This window comes from Planosporangium flavigriseum (assembly GCF_011947225.1).
GTDB classification, from domain to species: Bacteria; Actinomycetota; Actinomycetes; order Mycobacteriales; family Micromonosporaceae; genus Planosporangium; species Planosporangium flavigriseum.
In genome coordinates this window covers 74,742-92,799 of the sequence record NZ_JAATVW010000002.1, presented here as the reverse complement: position 1 = coordinate 92,799, position 18,058 = coordinate 74,742, and the positions used below count along the sequence as shown (strand labels likewise).

Sequence of the window (18,058 nt, the reverse complement as noted above, 5' to 3'; positions counted from 1 at the left end):
CGGTGGAGGCGTCGTGGCGGAACTGATCGAGAAGGCGACCCGGGTGCCGGTGCCCGGCGGCAAGGTCATCGACGAGTACGTCGGCCGGGTGAACACGGGTGAGGACGCGGTGTCGATCGCGCACATGGTCGCGCCGGCCGGCTGGACCGAGCCGTTCCAGACCCCGGAGTTCGACGAGTACACGTTGGTCCTGCGCGGCCGGGTCACCGTCGAAACGCCGGACGGCACCGTCGAGGTCAAGGCCGGCCGGGCCGTCGTGACCAGGGCCGGCGAGCGCATCCGGTACGCGACGCCGCCGGACTCCGGCGCCGAGTACGTGGCCGTGTGCCGGCCCGCGTTCGCGCCCGACCTGGCCCGGCGCGACCCCGAGTAAATGGCCGTACCCGCGCCGGATCCGCACGACGTCCGGAAGGCGAGCCTGGCGGAGCTGCGGCGCTTCGGCCTGCCCTTGCCGCCGCCCAACTTCCCGCTGGTGTGGGACCCGGGTGACACCGTCGACCTGCGCCCGCTCCCCGAGATCGAGGCGCGGGTCGCCGTACTGAACGTGCTGCTGGGCCGCTGCTTCGGCATGCCGCCCACGCTCGCGCTCGGGTGGCTGCTCGACGCCCACCTCGACGACCGGCTGACCGGGCCCGAGCGGCGGTTCGTGACGACGGGCGAGGGCGACCCCGCCATCTTCGTGCTGCACCTGGAAGCCGTGTTCGCGCTGGCCTGGGTGCTCGGCATCGCCCTCGACCTGGACCCGCTGCGCCCGTCGCCGGACGGGCTCGTCGAGCGGCTACCCGACCTGCCACGCGGCGAGTCGTACGCGGACTGGCTCTCGCGTACCCTCACCGCGCCGCGGGATGCCCGGCAGGCGGCCGCGCTGCTGGACCTGTACTACTGCCTGGACTGGGCGCACCTGGAGGCGGAGCGCCGGCGGGCCGGACTGCCGGGCCCGCTCGACTCGAACGGGATCGGCCAGCGCCGCTGGGCGCTGGAGTGGGCGGTCGTGTTCACCGGCCCGCACCATGACCCGCCGCCCGCCTGGGACGAGATCGACCTGTCATGAGCGGGGCCGCCAGCGGGTCACGTCGACCGCGGCGGTGACCGTCATCGGTCCGGCCCCCAGGCTCTCCAGCCGTTCGGCGTCCGTGTGCCAGGCGCTCGGCCCCATCGCGATGGCGGTCTTCGCCTCGTCGGCCGTCAGCCGCAGCGACCACCGGTAGCGCCGCTCGTCGTCGCGGACGAACCATGGGTCGAGCGTGGCGGACAGCCGTTCGGACTTGGCCGGGTCCACCCGTACCAGGTCCAGCGCCTCGACGAGTTCGCCGAGGTGCTCGGGTGCCGGGGTGGCGACGACCAGGACGCCGTCGGGCCGCAGGATCCGGCGGAACTCCGGCCCCGAGCGCGGCGCGAACACGTCGAGCAGGACATCGGCCGCTCCGTCGGCCACCGGCAGGCCGCGCCAGGCGTCGGCGCGTACGGCGGCGAGGCGCGGGTGCGCGCGGGCGGCGCGGCGCAGCGCCGGCTTGGAGACGTCGATCGCGATGCCCAGGTCCTCCGGGCGGGCCTCCAGCAGCCCCGCCAGGTGCTGTCCGGTGCCGGCGCCCACGTCGACCACCAGGCCCGGTAGCCGGTCGCCGACCGCCGCGACGAGCGCTTCCGTCAGTACGCCGAAGTGCCCCGCCGCGAGCAGGGACTGGCGGGCGGCGATCATCTCGGCGGTGTCGCCGGGATGGGTGAGTCGGCCCGCGCTCAGGTCGACGTATCCCTGCCGGGCGAGGTCGAAGCTGTGCCCTTCGTCGCAGCGCACCGCGCCCGTCGCGCCGTGCAGCGCGGCCGAGCACACGGGGCAGCGCAGGTACTTCAGTATGTCTGCGCGCACCCGACCATCATGGCCGTAGGGTCGGGGGATGCCTGCACCCACCTACGAAGAGATCCGGCTGGCGCCGAAGGTGCTGCTGCACGATCACCTCGACGGCGGCCTGCGTCCGGCGACCATCATCGAGTTGGCCGACGCCGTCGGGCACCCGCTGCCCAGTACCGACGCGGGCGAGCTGGGAGGGTGGTTCGCCCGGGCGGCGGACTCGGGGTCGCTGGAGCGCTACCTGGAGACGTTCACGCACACCGTGGCGGTGACCCAGACCGCCGAGGCGCTGCACCGGGTGGCGGTCGAGTGCGCGCTCGATCTCGCCGCGGACGGGGTGGTGTACGCGGAGGTCCGGTTCGCCCCGGAGCAGCATCTGGAGCGCGACCTTGCCCTGCCAGGGGTGGTGGAGGCGGTCCTCGCCGGCTTCGCCGAGGGGTCCAGGCAGGCGGCGGTTGCGGGTACGCCCATCCGAGTGGGGACCCTGCTCACGGCGATGCGCCACGCGGCTCGGTCGATGGAGATCGCCGAGCTGGCGGTGCGCTACCGCGACTCCGGCGTGGTCGGGTTCGACATCGCCGGCGCCGAGGCGGGCTACCCGCCGACCCGGCACCTGGACGCGTTCGAGTACCTGCAGCGGGAGAACTTCCACTTCACCATCCACGCGGGGGAGGCGTTCGGGCTGCCGTCGATCTGGCAGGCGATCCAGTGGTGCGGCGCCGACCGGCTCGGGCACGGCGTGCGGATCGTGGACGACATCGACCCGGTGACCGGGAAGTTGGGCCGGCTCGCCGCGTACGTACGGGACAAGCGGATCCCGCTTGAACTGTGCCCGTCGTCCAACGTGCAGACGGGGGCCGCCCCGTCGGTGGCGGAGCACCCGATCGGTCTGCTGCGGGATCTGCGGTTCCGTGTGACGGTCAACACTGACAACCGGCTGATGAGCCGCACCAGCATGACCCGGGAGATGGCCCTGCTGGTCGAAGCGTTTGGGTACGGTTGGGGCGAATTGCAATGGTTCACGGTCAATGCGATGAAGAGCGCGTTTATCCCGTTTGACGAGCGGCTCACCTTGATCAATGAGGTCATCAAGCCCGCGTACGTCAAGCTCCTGGGGTAATGGTCGCGCAGCCGGCCGTTTAGGCTGTTTGCGCTGGTCAACATCGGCGCTTATGGGCAAGCCGTGGCAAAGAACCCACAAGGTCGGTCCAGACATTTACGACTTTCTGTTCCTCTGTACGGGATCCTGAGGGGTGATTTCGCTGCCTACGGCCATCGTGGGGTTTACTAGCGCGGCTAGGGGAGGGTCCGCTGGGCTTTCTTCTTGCCATCAGACGTGGTGGAATCTCGGAGGTCTGGCTCGAACTTGGGTCGGCCGGTCGCGGGTGCCTGCTGTTCGTCAGGCGCCGGTTCGGAGGGCGGTGAGGTGAGCAAACGGCCAACGGCGGGGACCGAGAAGTTCTCGCGTCTGCGCCTGCCGATGGGTTGGCTGCGAAATGCGCCAATCTGGTCCAAGCTCGGGCTCATCATGGTCGTTCCCACCATCGCCACCGTCGTGGTCGGCATGTTGGGTCTGATCGACAACTACCACCGGGCCAACGATGCCGACCAGGCACGCCTGCTGTCCGGGTTCACGGCCGAGAGCGGCGCGCTGGTGCACGAGCTGCAGAACGAGCGGGCCGCGTCCACCCTGTTGCTCGGTGCCCCGAGCAATGACTCCCGTGCCGCGTTCGAGCGCCAGACGGCCGTCACCACCGAGGCGTACAAGCGGTACCGGCAGCGCCGCTCCGCGCTCGCCAATCTCCCCGCCGACTTCCGCGGCCAGCTCAACCGCATCGACACCCAGCTGTCGGATCTGACCAAGCAGCGCGAGCAGATAAAGAGCAGCGGCCAGCAGAACGTCGCTGAGCCGACGACGCTGAGCAACGCCATTTTCCGGTACCAGACGCTCATCGGTGACCTGGTGGCCATTCGTGGCTCGGCGGCTCAGCTCGCCGGCGACCAGGAGCTGGGCGGCGACATGCGCGCCTCGGCAGCCCTGTCCCAGAGTAAAGAGCACCTGGCCCAGGAGCGCGTGGTCGTGCTGCAGGCGCTGCTGCAGCGCTCGATGCCGGTCCAGATGAAGGTGACGTTCATCGGCACCCTCAAGGGCCAGGAGCAGGCGCTGCGGCAGTTCCAGTCGTTCGCCACGCCGGAGCAGCGGACGCTGTACGACAAGACCGTGACCGGCGGTGACCGCCGGGAGGCGGAGACCTACCAGAGCATCATCTCCGGTCTCAGCACCGACGAGTTCCCGGCCGACATCTTCACCCCGACCCAGTGGGACCGGGCGATGGTCGGTCAGGCCAGTCTGGTTCGTAGGGTCGAAGTCGCACTCGACGAGCACGTCGTCGGCCACGCTGCGGACCTGCGAGACCGGTTGCAGCAGCGGATGGTTCTCCAGGTCGGCCTGCTGCTCGGGCTGTTGATGCTGTCGATCCTCTTCGCCTGGATCGTCGCCCGCTCGATGGCCCGCTCGCTCCGTGAACTGCGCCACGGCGCGCTCACCGTCGCGCAGTACGGCCTGCCGCAAGCGGTCGCCCGGCTGCGGGACCCGCAGCTGGCCACCCAGGCCTCGCCGCAACAGCTCGCGGCCCAGATCGCCGAGCCGTTGCCGGTTCGCAGCAACGACGAGTTCGGGCAGGTGGCCGAGGCGTTCAACGCGGTCCACCTGGAGGCGGTCCGCACCGCGGCCGAGCAGGCGGCGCTGCGGGCCAGCGTCGCGACGATGTTCGTCAACCTGGCGCGTCGAAGCCAGATCCTGGTCGACCGACTCATCGGCCACCTCGACCGGCTGGAGCGCGGCGAGGAGGACCCGGACCGGCTCGCCGAGCTGTTCCAGCTCGACCACCTGGCGACCCGGATGCGCCGTAACGACGAGAACCTCCTGGTGCTCGCCGGCGCCGACTCGACCCGTATCCAGCGCGAACCCGCGCCGCTGATGGACGTGCTGCGCGCCGCCCAGTCGGAGGTGGAGCACTACACCCGGATCGAGTTCGGCATGATCGACCGGGATGTCGAGATGGCGGCGCACTCGGTCAACGACATGGTCCACCTGATCGCCGAGCTTCTCGACAACGCCACCGCCTTCTCCCCGCCGGACTCGCCGGTGGTCGTGGAGGCGCGGCGGGTCGGCGACCGGGCTGTTCTCATCATTGAAGACCGCGGTATCGGCATCTCGCCGGATCAGCTGAGGGAGCTCAACGAGCGCCTCGCCAACCCACCCATGGTGGATGTCGCCGTCTCCCGGATGATGGGCCTCGTCGTGGTCGCGCGACTGGCCGCCCGGCACGGTGTCAAGGTCGAGCTGCGGCCGGCGCGCGAGCGCGGCACCATCGCCGACCTGACGCTGCCGGCCAGTGTGCTGGTGCCGCGGGCCCTCGCCGGTCGCGGTGGCGTGCCGGTCGCGGGTTCGCGAGAGCTGGCAGGTGCCGACAGCGCGAGCGGCGGCCAGGAGCGGTCGCCGTACGGACAGCCGCTGGCGCTCGAAAGCGCGTCGTCCGCTGTCGCGCCCACCGTCCCGTCGGGCGACCCCGTCAGCACGACTGGTGCTTTCCCGGTCGTCGGCGCGAGCCCCTGGATCGGTGCCGACCAGAGTGCCGCCACACCCGGTCCGGCCCTCAACGGCTCCGCCAGCGGTCCGTTCGCCGGCCCGGACGGTCAGGTCAACTCCCGCCCCTTCACCGACAGTGGCCAGGGGGCACCCGGCCTGTTCGGCGGATCCTGGCCGACCAGCGGTGCGCCCGCGGACAGCGGTGCGTCGCCGACCAGCAGTGCGCCCTCGACGAGTGGCGCACCCTCGACCGGCGGTGATGTCGGTCCGATCGCGATGCCGGGCCGTGGACAGCCCCCGGTGTGGTCCGATCTCATCGGCGGAGCGGGGGAGGCTGGGGTCACCCAGCCGCCGGCCTGGCCGCAGGAGCAGGCTCCGCTGTCGCACGAGCAAACTCCGCTGCCGCAGGACCGTGTTCCGCTACCGCATCGGCGCCCGACCGTCGAGCCCCCCCTGTCGGAGGGCCCGGCCGGTGGCGATACCGGGATCCCGCGCCAACGGCCGGTACAGGCCGGGGCGCAGGCCGAGGACGGTGTCCCGGCACTGCCGGAGGCGGCCGTCGGGCCATCGGCGCCCACCGCCCTGCGCCCCGTCGACGCGGGGAGCAGCCGGCCGGTCAGTGCCGCTCCCGCCACGCCGCCCGCTTGGCCGCCAGTGCCCAAGCAGGCCGAGTCCGAGATCGTCACCGGAGCGGAGCCACCCCAGGTGCCGACGGCGTTCTCCGCCGCCCTCGACATGACGGCGGAGATGCCGCGGGTGCGCGTCGACTGGGAGCAGAACGTTGAGCAGCCGGCGGACGGGGCCGGGCACGACCGGCGCACCGCCGCCCAGCGGTTCGCTGACGAGACGATGGAGCTGCCGATCTTCCGGGAGCTGGAGTCGGCCTGGTTCCACAAGCCCGGTGCCACGTCGGAGCCGACGGTGCCGACGAACGGAGCACCGACGAACGGAGCGCCGGCGGAGGAGAAGCCGGCGTACGAGTCCGAGGCGACTCCATCCGCTGCACCCGAGCCCGCCGAGGCACCGGTCGAGGCCTCGACGAGCCGTCCCGCAGCGGCGACGGAGGTCCCCGAGGAGTCCGTTGCACCAGCAGTAGCGTCGACCGAACCCCAGCCGGAGCCGGCGGAGCGCCAGGCGGCAGCGGAGTCGCCAGCGTGGCGCACTGCGGCGGACGAAGGCTGGAAGGCCGCCTCGGCGATTGCGGAGCAGCAGGACTTCACCACCACCGCTACGGGTCTGCCCAAGCGCGTACCCATGTCCCAACTTGTCCCAGGTGGGGTCGAGAAGGGTACTGTCAGCGCGCACAAGCGCACGCCGGAAGCTGTGCGTGGCTTGCTGTCGGCGTACCACCGTGGCGTTCAGCGCGGCCGGAGTAGCAAATCCGGCGATGCGAAAACCCCGGAGCACACCACGGCCGGACCACAAAGTTCGCAAGGTGGCAAGGAGCAAGAAGCATGACGACAACGCAGGATCTCGGTTGGCTGTTGACCAACTTCGCCGATCGCGTACCCGGTGTCGCACACGCGATCGCGGTCTCCGCCGACGGACTGCTCCTGGCCTCATCGCGTGACCTTCCGCGGGACCGGGCCGACCAGCTCGCCGCGATCGCGTCCGGCCTGGTCAGCCTGACCCAGGGGGCCGCCCGTTGCTTCGAGGGCGGTGCGGTGCTGCAGACCGTCGTGGAGATGGACAACGGGTTCCTCTTCCTCATGTCGATCTCCGACGGCTCGTCGTTCGCGGTGCTCGCCGCCCGGGCATGCGACGTCGGCCAGGTGGGGTACGAGATGGCGCTGCTGGTCGACCGGGTCGGTGACGCACTGACACCCGCGCCGCGGCCGGCCGCTTCGCTTCTAAGCTGAAAGGCCGCTGGAGCGACCAGCCGCACGTGTAATTCCCGGCCCGAGGAGTGAGGAGGTGAACGGCGAATATGGCCCAGCGTGATGAACCGAGCGGGGCACTGGTGAGGCCTTACGCCGTCACCCGTGGCCGCACCCGGCCGAGGCTGGAGATTGCGATCGAGGCGCTGATCGAGACCACCGTGCGGGGACGTACCGCCGGTGGGCGGGGTCACGCGCAAGGGCAGGAGCAGCAGTACATTGCCACGTTGTGCGATGGCCGGCTGCAGTCGCTCGCGGAGATCGCCGCGCGGATGCAACTGCCGCTCGGCGTGGCACGGGTTCTCATTGCGGACATGGCGGCGGAGGGACTGGTCGCCGTGTACGAGCCGACCTCGTTCGACGACAACGACGGGGTGGGCACAGAACTGCTGGAAAGGGTGCTGAGTGGACTTCGGAGGCTCTGACATGACGCCGCACCGCTCGTCGTCCGGGCGGGTCACGTCAGCGAAGATTGTCATCGCCGGTGGTTTCGGTGTCGGCAAGACCACGCTGGTGGGCTCGGTCTCGGAGATCACGCCACTAACCACCGAGGCGATCATGACATCTGCGGGTGTGGGCGTCGATGACACCCGGCAGGTGCCCGGCAAGCTGACGACCACGGTCGCCATGGACTTCGGCCGGATCACGATCGACCGGGACCTGATTCTCTACCTGTTCGGCACGCCCGGCCAGACGCGGTTTTGGTTCATGTGGGACGAGCTGGTGCGAGGTGCCATCGGCGCGGTTGTCCTGGTCGACACCCGCCGTCTCGCCGACTGCTTCGCCGCGATCGACTTCTTCGAGCACCGTCGGCTGCCGTACCTGATCGCCGTCAACTGCTTCGACGGAGTGCAGTACCACAACGTCGACGATGTACGTGAGGCGCTGGCGATCTCGTCGGAGGTACCGGTGGTCTCCTGTGACGCCCGCACCCGCGAGTCGACCAAGCAGGTGTTGATCTCTCTGGTCGAGTACGTGCTCACGATGCGACGCACCCGTACGCCCACGCCGGCCTGAGGCTTCCCTTTCGTACAACTGATCCGGCCCCGGACGCTCGAAGCGTCCGGGGCCGGATCAGTAACGTGACCACCGCCCAGCGTGGAGGGTGGTCACGTCGTCGTTTCAGCGGCGGGCCGACCGGTACTCGTAGCCGCGCTCGTCGTCGCCGTCCTGGTCACGGCTGAAGTCCCAGCCGCCGGACGACTCGCGTCCCGGCCGCCCACCGACCCGGTAGCCGCCGACCTCCTGACCACGCCGCCACCCGCGGAAATATCCGGACGTGTGGGCCGCGATCTGCGCGGGGTCGCGGACGACGCGCAGCGGACGCTCGGGCGCCCCGATCGGGGAGCCCGGCACGAGGTTCTGCTGCGGCACCCGGCGGGGCAGACCCGACTCGGTCTCCGCGCCGACGGCCGGCTCAGCCGCGTGCTTGGCGGCGCGCCACCCTTCATCGGACGCGTTGCCGAATTCGAGGTTGGTGTCGTCCTCGCCGAAGTGGTCGGTGAACCAGGCCGACCGGGCCTCAGCGAAGATCAACAGGTCGCCGTCGACCGGATCCTTTGCCGGCGGCTCCGCCTGCTCGGCGCTCGGCTCCCGGAACTCGACCCGGCGCCTCGGCAGGTCGTCGCCGTTGGTGCTGCTGGCGAGCCGGTCGTCGGCAGCGGCGTTGAGGGCGCTGCTGAGACCGCCGTTGCGCTCCACGAGGCGGAGCGCGGGCGGCTCCATGCGGAGCGCAGCCGGCTCGACGTGGGGAGCGCTGACCTCGTCGGGGTACCGCAGCGGCTCGCTCGACAGCGCCGGATCCGCCAGCGGCGCCGGCTCGACCAGCCGCAGCGCGGGCGGCTCGGCCGGTAGGTCGTTCGACTGCCAGGGCGGCACGATCCGATGCTCACGCTCGCCCAGGTCTGCGATCTGGTTCTCGCCGGAGGGGAGGTCGAGGTTGCGGGAGAAGTCGACGCGGGGCATGCCCGTCCGCACGGCGTCGTCGGACTCCCGCGCCTCTTCGCCCGCCAAGGGCCAGTTGGTACGGGATCCCGGCGGGGGTACGTCGACGGCCGGCCGCGTACCGACGTCGCCGGTGTATCCGGGGGCCCGCGTCGACGCGCTGGCCGCCGGTTCGGCCGGTAGCGGCGAGGACGGGACCTTCCCGGGCGCCAGCGTGAACTCCGGCGTCGAGGGCTTGGAAGCCGTGGTGGAGAGCGGCTCGGGTGCGAGTGGCCGCAGCGGCCCCGTCGGGTAGGTCGGCGTCAGGCCCGGCGGCGGTACGGATGGCGTCTGCTTCGGCCGGGCGGCCGGAGCCTCCGGCTGCGCCTGGGCCGCCGGGTGGACCGGGGTGGGCACCGCCGTCGGCGGCGGCACCGGAATCGGTGCGGGAGGCGTCTGTAGCGGCACCGGCGGCGTCGGCACGTGGACCGGGACCGGGGCGACCGGCGGGGTCTGTACGGGCGTTGGGGTCTGTGCGGCCGACTGCTCCTCGGCCTGCTTCTCGGCGGCTCGCCGTGCGGCGCGCGTACGCGGTGCGGGCTCGACGGTAGGCATCTCGGAGGTGGCAGCGCGGTGGGCGCCGGTGGCCGCCGGCGTCGCCGATGTGGCAGCGGGGATAGCGGGGCCAGCGGCGGCGGGCGCCGACGGCGCTGGGGCCGTGGTGGCCGCCGCGATCTGGGCTGCCGGGGCCGGCGCGGTCTGTGCCTTGGCGTTCGCCGGCTGCGAGGCGGACGTGCCGGCAGCGGACGTGCCGGCAGCGGACGTGCCGGCAGCGCGGCTACGGGAACGGGACGGCTGCTGGGCCGGCGTCGCCCCGGTGCTGGCCGGCATGCGGGCGGCGAGCACCGACACCAGGGCAGCCGCGCCCGCGTCGCAAGCGCGGACGGCGGCGACCGACTGGCGTACGGTCTCGGCGACAGCGCTGGTGATCGAGCGGTTCATCCCGGTGCGGCGGGGCGTCTCCGCGATGGCCAGGCGCAGCGCGCTGACGGCTTCGGTGAGGGTGTTCGAGTCGGCCACGCCCGCCTCGGCCAGTTCGGCAATGGCCTGAGTGTCGCGGCCGCGCCCGTGGGAGTTGGTGCCGAGCGGACCGGGCTCGGGCAGGGCGTCGAGGATGGCGAGCGGGATCGCCTCGGCGGGGTCGGGGAACGCGCGCAGCGCGGCCGGGTACAGCTCCCGGAGCACTTCGCGCAGGGTCGCGGCGGCGCCCTGCCGGCCGTTGGTGACCGCGGCGTGCGCGGAGAGGACCGGCTTGATCGCGATCAGGTCCCGCGGGGTCGGCTGGGCGACGGCGGACAGCACACCCGCCTGCAGGGCCCGCGCGAGTCCGATGGCCCGCCGCTCGGCCGGGCTGGACTGGACCTCGTCGGCGGAATCGGGGTTACCGAAGCGCTCGGCGTAGTCCTCGGCCGAGTCCTCGTCGGTGAATGCGAGGTAGCGGCCGGCCGCCGTGAGGAGCCGGGTGACGATGTGCTCGTCGCTGGCGGCGGCGATGGCGACGGACTCCAGCCCGTTCGAGCGCTCGGCGAGAAGGGAACCCAGTTCCGCGAAGCCGGGGGCGTCGTCGCTGATGTCGCAGATGTCGAGGAGGCGGCCGGCGTCGTCGACAACGGCGACGGTGAGCCAGGTCTCGGAGCCCGGTGGCGTGGAGTTCAGGTCTGCCGACGCCAGACCGCAGTACACCCGTACGAGCGCCACCGCGTCGTCCTCCTCTCGGGACAGTCGTCATGAGCCTGGAACACACCTGGCCGGCCCCTGTCCCTGGTCCCGCCCGGTGCCAGCCGCAGAGGTCAACCCCTACAGCTTTCACTATTCACCTGCGTGGTCGGTGGTACGACTCGACCTTGTCGCTGTGGTGTGTCATACCCACTCGGCCGGCCGGCCTAGCTTGTATGAGACACCTCCTGTGCTCATCGGGATGATGCTCCCTGGTCAGGGGTCAATCGCGCCAGTCCACAGCGCCAGAGATCTTGCCGATGACCGTGCGCCAGCTCAGCGCCGCCGTAGTTTGGGGGTCAATTTTGCGAAGTCGGCGACGTGCGAAGAAGGCCCCGAAGCCACCCGCTTCGACCGTCCGTAGGCCTTCGTCCAGATCGTCGAGCGGTGACCCTGGCGCGAGCGCGGTCATGACGGCCTGTATCCGCAGCGCGTACGCGACGTCCCGGGCGACCTCACCGGCCTGGACGATCAGTGCTGGGTCCCACACGTCGTGGCCGCCGCGCAGGTTCTCCACCACCAGGTCCAGCTCGTAGCGGTCCTCCTCGAGCGGGACGATGTCCTCCGGTTCGATGCGCTCGCGGACCTCCGCCCAGGTGTCAAGCTGGGCGAGCTCGTGCTCGGTGGCGTGCCGGACGTACTCGACGAGCCCCTCCGGGCTGCGGAACAGCAGGAGCTTTCCGTCCTCGGCCAGGAAGACGGGCACCTCCTCCGGCGCGGCCGCCTCCTCGGTCTCGGTGGCCTCCTCCTCGGGGGCCGCTTCGACGTCCGCCTCGGCGCGCTCGGCGCCTTCCTCGTCGCCGGTGCGGTGCCGGCCCTCCTGGTCTCCTGCGGCCAGCGCCTGGGCGGTCAACTCGGCTTCGTCGATCCCGCCCAGTTCCGCCTCGTCCTCGTCGGCGGCCACGCGAGCGGTCGACGGCTCGGGGAAGTCTTCCTCCCGGCCGCTGATCTCGGGCGCGCGCACCTCGGTCGACAACCGGTACGCCCGAAGCGTGTAACCCACCCCGGATGGCAGTGCGATCTCAACCGGCTGCACCCGGACGTCCGTCCACAGTGCATCAGTCTCGGCGGACCGGCCGGCGGCCGTCGGGTTGATGTCGTCGGCTTCGTCATCCATCGGGTCGTCCTCTTCGAAAGCGTCGGCGTCCAGGGCTCGCGGGGGTGCCGCTGACGACTCTTCGGCGCTTCCTGTTCCCGACGGCTGGCGGGCCACGGCGACCTCCGTATCGCTGATCGATGCGCGGACCGACGCGACCGTCGCGACGGCCAGTCTTGCGCACAGACACCCTAGTCGTACCGCACTCCTTGTGCGGTTACCCCCAATGGGCGACTTGAACCTGTGTCTAGATCCCCTTAGGGTGCCAGGCCGTCTTCATCTCCATGAAGGTGAGCATGCGCTGAACGTCGGGATCGGCTGCCCAATCGGACGATGCCGGCACAGGTCGGAGTACCCGCTTGAGGTTTTCGGCGGCCGCGATTTCGAGGTCGGTGGCAAGCCCTGCGTCGCGCACTCCGGCGAGGTCGAGCGCATCGACGTCCATGTGGCTCGCCAGCCACGGCGCGATCTCGGCGACCCGCCCGGTCAACAGGTTGACGACGCCGCCTGGCAGGTCGGAGGTGGCGAGCACCTCGGTGAGCGTGACCGCCGGCAGGGGCCGCTCCTCGCTGGCCACCACGACCACGGTGTTGCCCGGCACGATCGCGGGCGCGACGACGCTCACCAGCCCCAGCAGCGACGATTCGGCGGGTGCGACGATCGCCACGACGCCGGTCGGCTCGGGCGTGGACAGGTTGAAGTAGGGGCCGGCGACGGGGTTGGCGGCACCGTGCACCTGGGCGATCTTGTCTGACCAGCCGGCGTACCAGACCCACCGGTCGATCGCGGCGTCCACCTCGGACGCCGCCGACACGCCGTCTCCCGAGGCTGCGGCCACCTCGTCGATGAACTGAGCGCGGCGCCCCTCCAGCATTTCGGCGATCCGATACAGGATCTGGCCCCGGTTGTACGCAGTGGCGCCGGACCACTTGGCGAACGCCGAGCGCGCCGCGCGGACGGCGTCCCGGGCGTCCTTGCGGGAGGCGAGCGCCGCGTTGGCCATGAAGTCTCCGGATGCCGAGCGCACCGGGTACGAGCGCCCGGACTCGCTGCGCGGGAACGCCCCGCCGATGAACAGCTTGTACGTTTTACGAATCGCCAGCCGGGCAGCATGCTCGGCCGTCTCCGCAGGCGGCTCCTCAGCGATCAAGATAGGCCTCCAGACCGTGGCGGCCGCCTTCCCGGCCGTACCCGGACTCCTTGTATCCGCCGAACGGCGACGCCGGGTCGAACTTGTTGAACGTGTTGGCCCACACCACCCCGGCCCGCAGCTTGTCGGCGACGGCGAGGATGCGGGAGCCCTTCTCGCTCCAGATCCCGGCCGACAGCCCGTACGGCGTGTTGTTAGCCTTTTCGACAGCTTCGGCCGGGGTGCGGAACGTCAGCACCGACAGCACCGGCCCGAAGATCTCCTCGCGGGCGATCCGGTGCGCCTGGGAGACGCCGGTGAACACGGTCGGGGCGAACCAGAACCCGCGGTCGGGAAGCTCGCAGGGTGCCGTCCAGCGCTCGGCGCCCTCGGCGTCGCCGATCTCCGACAGCCGCCGGATCCGTTCGAGCTGGACGGCTGAGTTGATGGCGCCGACGTCGGTGTTCTTGTCCAGCGGGTCACCGACGCGCAGCAGGGCCATCCGACGCTTCAGGGCGTCCAGCAGGTCGCCGGCGATCGACTCCTGGACGAGCAGCCGGGAGCCGGCGCAGCAGACGTGCCCCTGGTTGAAGAAGATGCCGTTGACGATGCCCTCGACGGCCTGGTCGATGGGTGCGTCGTCGAACACGATGTTGGCGGCCTTGCCGCCGAGTTCCAGGGTGACCCGCTTGCGTGAGCCGGCGACCGAGCGTGCGATCTGCTTGCCGACCTCGGTCGAGCCGGTGAACGCGACCTTGTCCACGGCCGGGTGCTCGACCAGCAGCCGGCCGGTCTCGCCGGCGCCGGTCACGATGTTGACCACGCCGGGCGGAAGCTCGGCCTGCTGGCAGATCTCGGCGAACGCCAGGGCGGTCAGCGGCGTGGTCTCGGCCGGCTTCAGTACGACGGTGTTGCCACAGGCCAGCGCCGGGGCGATCTTCCAGGCGAGCATGAGCAGCGGGAAGTTCCAGGGGATGACCTGGGCGGCGACGCCCAGGGGGCGTTCCCCGAACCCGGCGTAACGCAGCTTGTCGGCCCAGCCCGCGTAGTAGAAGAAGTGCGCGGCGACCAGCGGCACGTCGACGTCGCGGGACTCCCGGATCGGCTTGCCGTTGTCGATGGTCTCCAGAACGGCCAGTTCGCGCGCCCGCTCCTGCACGATCCGGGCGATGCGGTAGAGGTACTTGGCCCGCTCCCGGCCCGGCATGGGCCCCCATACCTGGTCGAACGCCGTGCGCGCGGCGGCTACCGCCCGGTCGACGTCGTCCGAGCCGGCCTCGGCGACCTCGGCGAGCACCTCCTCGGTCGCCGGGTTGACCGTCTTGATCCGGCCGCCGGAGCCGTCGACGAACTCGCCGCCGATGAACAGCCCGTAGGAGGCGCGGATGTCCACCACGGAACGGGACTCCGGTGCCGGCGCGTACTCGAAAGCCATGGCCTCAGTCCAACGTGACGTAGTTGGGGCCGGAGTACCGGCCGGTCGACATCCTGGTGCGCTGCATCAGCAGGTCGTTGAGCAGGCTCGACGCGCCGAATCGGAACCAGTCCGGATGCAGCCAGTCCGCGCCGGCGGTCTCGTTGACCAGCACCAGGTACTTGATGGCGTCTTTTGCGGTGCGGATACCGCCGGCGGGCTTGACGCCGACCTGGCGCCCGGTCGCCGCCCGGAAGTCGCGCACCGCCTCCAGCATCACGAGGGTGACCGGTGGGGTGGCCGCGGGCGCCACCTTCCCGGTGGAGGTCTTGATGAAGTCGGCGCCGGCGATCATGGCGAGCCAGGACGCGCGGCGGACGTTGTCGTAGGTCGCCAGCTCACCGGTTTCCAGGATGACCTTGAGGTGGGCGTCGCCGCAGGCCTGTTTGACCGCGCGGATCTCCTCGAAGACCTCCAGGTAGCGGCCGGACAGGAACGCGCCCCGGTTGATCACCATGTCGATCTCGTCGGCGCCGTCGCGCACCGCCGACTCCACGTCGGCGAGCTTGACCGACAGCGGCACCTGGCCGGCGGGGAAGGCGGTCGCGACGCTGGCGAGATGGGCGCGACCCGCGAGCAGCGGCGCCGCCGCCGGCACCATCGCCGGGTAGACGCACACGGCGGCCACCGAGGGGCAGGACGGGTCCGCCGGGTCCGGCCGCAGCGCCTTGGCGCACAGTGCGCGGACCTTGCCCGGGGTGTCGGCGCCTTCGAGGGTGGTCAGGTCGACCATCCGGATCGCCAGATCGAGCGCCCAGGCCTTGGCGGTCGTCTTGATCGACCGGGTGCCGAGCATCGCCGCCCGCTGATCCGCGCCGACCTGATCGACGCCCGGCAGGCCGTGCAGGAAGGCGCGCAGCGCGGCGTCCGAGCGGGCCACCTCGGACAGGTTTGACGCCACCGTTGCCGTCATGCCGGACAGTGTACGCACGCCCCCGACAATCGATCTTGGATAGCCGCGCACGCGTCGAAACCCGGGCGCGCTAGGTTTGCTGCCCGTGGACGTACTCGTAGTTGATCACCCACTGGCCAAGTCGCGCCTGACGGCGATGCGCGACGCTCGCACCGAGCCCGGTCTCTTCCGTGCCGCCCTGCATGAGCTGACCACCATGCTGGTGTACGAGGCGACCCGAACGTATCCGGTGGAGACGTACCCCGTGCAGACCCCGGTGACGACCACCGAGGGGACCCGACTGGCCAACCCGCCCCTGCTCGTACCCGTCCTGCGTGCCGGCCTCGGCATGGCCGACGCGGCCCTGTCGCTGCTGCCCGAGTCCTCGATGGGCTTCGTCGGCCTGGCCCGCGACGAGCACACGTTCGAGCCCCGGGCGTACATGGAGTCGCTGCCCGCCGACCTGACCGGCCAGCCGGTGTTCGTCCTCGACCCGATGCTCGCCACCGGCGGCTCGCTCGAACACGGCTGCCGGCTGCTCGCCGACCGCGGCTGCACCGAGATCATCGTGCTGTGCGCGCTCGCCACCCCGGAGGGCCTCGCCCGACTGGAGCGCTCCGGCCTGCCGCTGCGCGTGGTCACCGCCTCGATCGACGAGGGGCTCAACGAGAGCAAGTTCATCGTGCCGGGCCTCGGCGACGCGGGCGACCGCCAGTTCGGCGGCATGCCCCGCTTCTGAGGTTGCGCGGATCTTGAGGGCTACCGGCCGAGCGCCGCGCGGGTCTCGGCGCGCAGTGCCACCAGCGCGGACGCCGAGCGCTCGCGCGCCGTCGGCACGTCGCCGTCCGTGGCCGGCGCCACCACTTCCAGGTACGCCTTGAGCTTCGGCTCCGTACCGGAGGGGCGCACCACGACGCGGGCGGAACGGGTGCGCAGCACCAGCGCGTCGGTCTCCGGAAGCAGGTCGTCCACGCTCGTCACCGGCTCGCCCAGCAGCGACGTGGGCGGCCGCGTCCGAATCGCGCGCATCATTGCGGTGATCTCGCTCGTGTCGGCCACCCGCACCGACACCTGGTCGGTGGCGTGCACCCCGAACTCGGCCGCCAGTTCGTCGAGGCGGTCGAGCACGCTGCGCCCCTCGGCCTTCAGGCCGGCGGCCAGTTCGCAGACCAGCAGCGCGGCGCTGATGCCGTCCTTGTCGCGTACGTGCTCAGGCGCGACGCAGTAGCCGAGCGCCTCCTCGTAGCCGTACACCAGGGGCGCGTCGGGGCCGCTTGAGCGGCCCGGAACGCCGGGCGCCCCGGCCCGCACGATCCACTTGAACCCGGTCAGGGTCTCGCCGTACGGCACGTCGCGGGCGGCGCACAGCTTTTCCAGCAGCGACGACGAGACGACCGTGGTCGCGTACCGGCCGCGGGCACCGCGGCGCATCAGGTGGTCCGCGAGCAGCACCCCGATCTCATCGCCGCGCAGCGCCCGCCAGCCGCCCGGAGCGCCCGCGTCGGCGACCGCCACCGCGCACCGGTCGGCGTCCGGGTCGTTGGCGATCGCGAGGTCTGCCCCGCGCTCGCGGGCCAGTGCGATGACGCGATCCATCGCGCCCGGCTCCTCCGGATTGGGGAACGCCACCGTCGGGAACTCGGGGTCCGGCTCGGCCTGCGCCGCGACGATCAGCGGCGGCGGGGATCCGGCAGCCGCCATCGCCTCGGTGAACACCCGGGCGCCGACCCCGTGCATCGGGGTGTACGCGACGACGATGTCACGCGGAGCACCTGGCGCGACCACGGCCGCCGCACCGTCCAAGTAGGACTGGACAATCTCCTCGCCCAGCATCTCGCCCGGCTCGCCGAGCGGGATCCGGTTCGCCGGGCCGGTTTCCCGGATGATCGCCTCGATCTCGGCGTCGGCCGGTGGCACGAGCTGAGCCCCGGCGCCGCCCGGCCCGCCGGCCGCCGCGCCCAGATACACCTTGTACCCGTTGTCCTGGGGCGGATTGTGGCTGGCGGTGACCATGACCCCGGCTGCCGCGTCGAGCGCGCGTACGGCGTGCGCCAGTACCGGCGTCGGCAGCGGCCGGGGCAGCAGCAGCGCCCGCCGTCCCGCTCCGGTCACGACCCGGGCCGTCAGCTGCGCGAACGCGTGCGAGCGATGCCGGGCGTCGTACCCGATGACCACCGGCCCGGCCACGCCGCGCGCGTCCAGCCAGCGCACGAGGCCCGCAGCCGCAGTGCGGACGACGGCCACGTTCATCCCGTTGGGGCCGGCGCGAAGCGGGCCGCGCAGCCCGGCGGTGCCGAAGCGCAGCGGGCCGGCGAACCGGTCGGCCAGGTCGGCCGCGCTGGCCGGCAGGGCGTCGAGGACGGCCCGCAATTCGGTCCGGTCGGACTCGTCGGGGTCGTCGTCGAGCCAGCTCCGCGCCGCGGCAGCCAGATCGTCGGCGGTCGTCACCC

Annotated in this window: 15 protein-coding genes; 8 read left to right on the top strand and 7 right to left on the bottom strand. The window is 71.6% G+C overall.

Annotation, left to right across the window (positions count from 1 at the left end; genetic code table 11):
• The first annotated feature begins 13 nt into the window (after positions 1–13).
• Positions 14–373 carry a cupin domain-containing protein gene (locus tag HC028_RS03110; protein ID WP_168072521.1) on the top strand — a complete coding sequence of 120 codons (360 nt, stop codon included), beginning with the start codon at positions 14–16 and terminating at the stop codon, positions 371–373.
• Positions 374–1,051 (top strand): DUF4272 domain-containing protein, encoded by a 678-nt coding sequence (locus HC028_RS03105; RefSeq protein ID WP_168072519.1) that lies wholly within the window; start codon positions 374–376, stop codon positions 1,049–1,051. It begins immediately after the preceding gene.
• Here HC028_RS03105 and HC028_RS03100 read toward each other — a convergent pair.
• Positions 1,046–1,867, bottom strand: a complete 822-nt coding sequence (locus HC028_RS03100; protein WP_168072517.1) for a putative RNA methyltransferase — start codon at positions 1,865–1,867, stop codon at positions 1,046–1,048. The two genes, HC028_RS03105 and HC028_RS03100, sit on opposite strands and share 6 nt — an antisense overlap.
• Positions 1,868–1,895: 28 nt before the next feature.
• Between HC028_RS03100 and HC028_RS03095 the strand changes: the two genes are divergently transcribed.
• From HC028_RS03095 to HC028_RS03075, 5 genes are all read left to right on the top strand, one after another.
• Positions 1,896–2,969, top strand: coding sequence for an adenosine deaminase (locus HC028_RS03095; RefSeq protein WP_168072515.1), 1,074 nt, complete (start codon positions 1,896–1,898; stop codon positions 2,967–2,969).
• Positions 2,970–3,275: 306 nt separating this feature from the next.
• Positions 3,276–6,899: a sensor histidine kinase gene (locus HC028_RS03090; RefSeq protein ID WP_373313819.1), complete on the top strand. Its 3,624-nt coding sequence runs from the start codon at positions 3,276–3,278 to the stop codon at positions 6,897–6,899.
• Positions 6,896–7,300, top strand: coding sequence for a roadblock/LC7 domain-containing protein (locus tag HC028_RS03085; RefSeq protein ID WP_168072513.1), 405 nt, complete (start codon positions 6,896–6,898; stop codon positions 7,298–7,300). The genes HC028_RS03090 and HC028_RS03085 overlap by 4 nt, the downstream gene beginning before the upstream one ends.
• A 68-nt stretch (positions 7,301–7,368) precedes the next feature.
• Positions 7,369–7,743 (top strand): DUF742 domain-containing protein, encoded by a 375-nt coding sequence (locus tag HC028_RS03080; RefSeq protein ID WP_168072511.1) that lies wholly within the window; start codon positions 7,369–7,371, stop codon positions 7,741–7,743.
• Between the two features lies 1 nt (position 7,744).
• Positions 7,745–8,335: a GTP-binding protein gene (locus tag HC028_RS03075; RefSeq protein WP_168072509.1), complete on the top strand. Its 591-nt coding sequence runs from the start codon at positions 7,745–7,747 to the stop codon at positions 8,333–8,335.
• A 105-nt stretch (positions 8,336–8,440) separates the two neighbouring features.
• Here the strand turns inward: HC028_RS03075 and HC028_RS03070 are convergent, their stop codons facing one another.
• The 5 genes from HC028_RS03070 to deoC form a co-directional block, all read right to left on the bottom strand.
• Positions 8,441–10,999 carry a transposase gene (locus HC028_RS03070; protein ID WP_239075284.1) on the bottom strand — a complete coding sequence of 853 codons (2,559 nt, stop codon included), beginning with the start codon at positions 10,997–10,999 and terminating at the stop codon, positions 8,441–8,443.
• 241 nt (positions 11,000–11,240) lie between these two features.
• Entirely contained in the window at positions 11,241–12,134 is an 894-nt protein-coding gene (locus HC028_RS03065) for a DNA primase (RefSeq protein ID WP_239075283.1), read from the bottom strand.
• 226 nt (positions 12,135–12,360) lie between these two features.
• A complete protein-coding gene (locus HC028_RS03060) occupies positions 12,361–13,260 on the bottom strand; it encodes an aldehyde dehydrogenase family protein (protein ID WP_203981155.1) in 900 nt (299 codons plus the stop codon).
• Complete coding sequence (locus tag HC028_RS03055) at positions 13,253–14,677, bottom strand: aldehyde dehydrogenase family protein (protein WP_168072505.1); 1,425 nt, start codon at positions 14,675–14,677, stop codon at positions 13,253–13,255. The genes HC028_RS03060 and HC028_RS03055 overlap by 8 nt, the downstream gene beginning before the upstream one ends.
• A 4-nt stretch (positions 14,678–14,681) precedes the next feature.
• Entirely contained in the window at positions 14,682–15,629 is a 948-nt protein-coding gene (gene deoC, locus HC028_RS03050; RefSeq protein ID WP_168072503.1) for a deoxyribose-phosphate aldolase, read from the bottom strand.
• An 85-nt stretch (positions 15,630–15,714) separates the two neighbouring features.
• Between deoC and upp the strand changes: the two genes are divergently transcribed.
• Positions 15,715–16,347: a uracil phosphoribosyltransferase gene (gene upp / locus HC028_RS03045; RefSeq protein ID WP_168072502.1), complete on the top strand. Its 633-nt coding sequence runs from the start codon at positions 15,715–15,717 to the stop codon at positions 16,345–16,347.
• Positions 16,348–16,367: 20 nt separating this feature from the next.
• On the opposite strand, the gene HC028_RS03040 is transcribed toward upp, so the two are convergent.
• A complete protein-coding gene (locus HC028_RS03040) occupies positions 16,368–18,056 on the bottom strand; it encodes a phospho-sugar mutase (protein ID WP_239075282.1) in 1,689 nt (562 codons plus the stop codon).
• Positions 18,057–18,058: the final 2 nt, after the last annotated feature.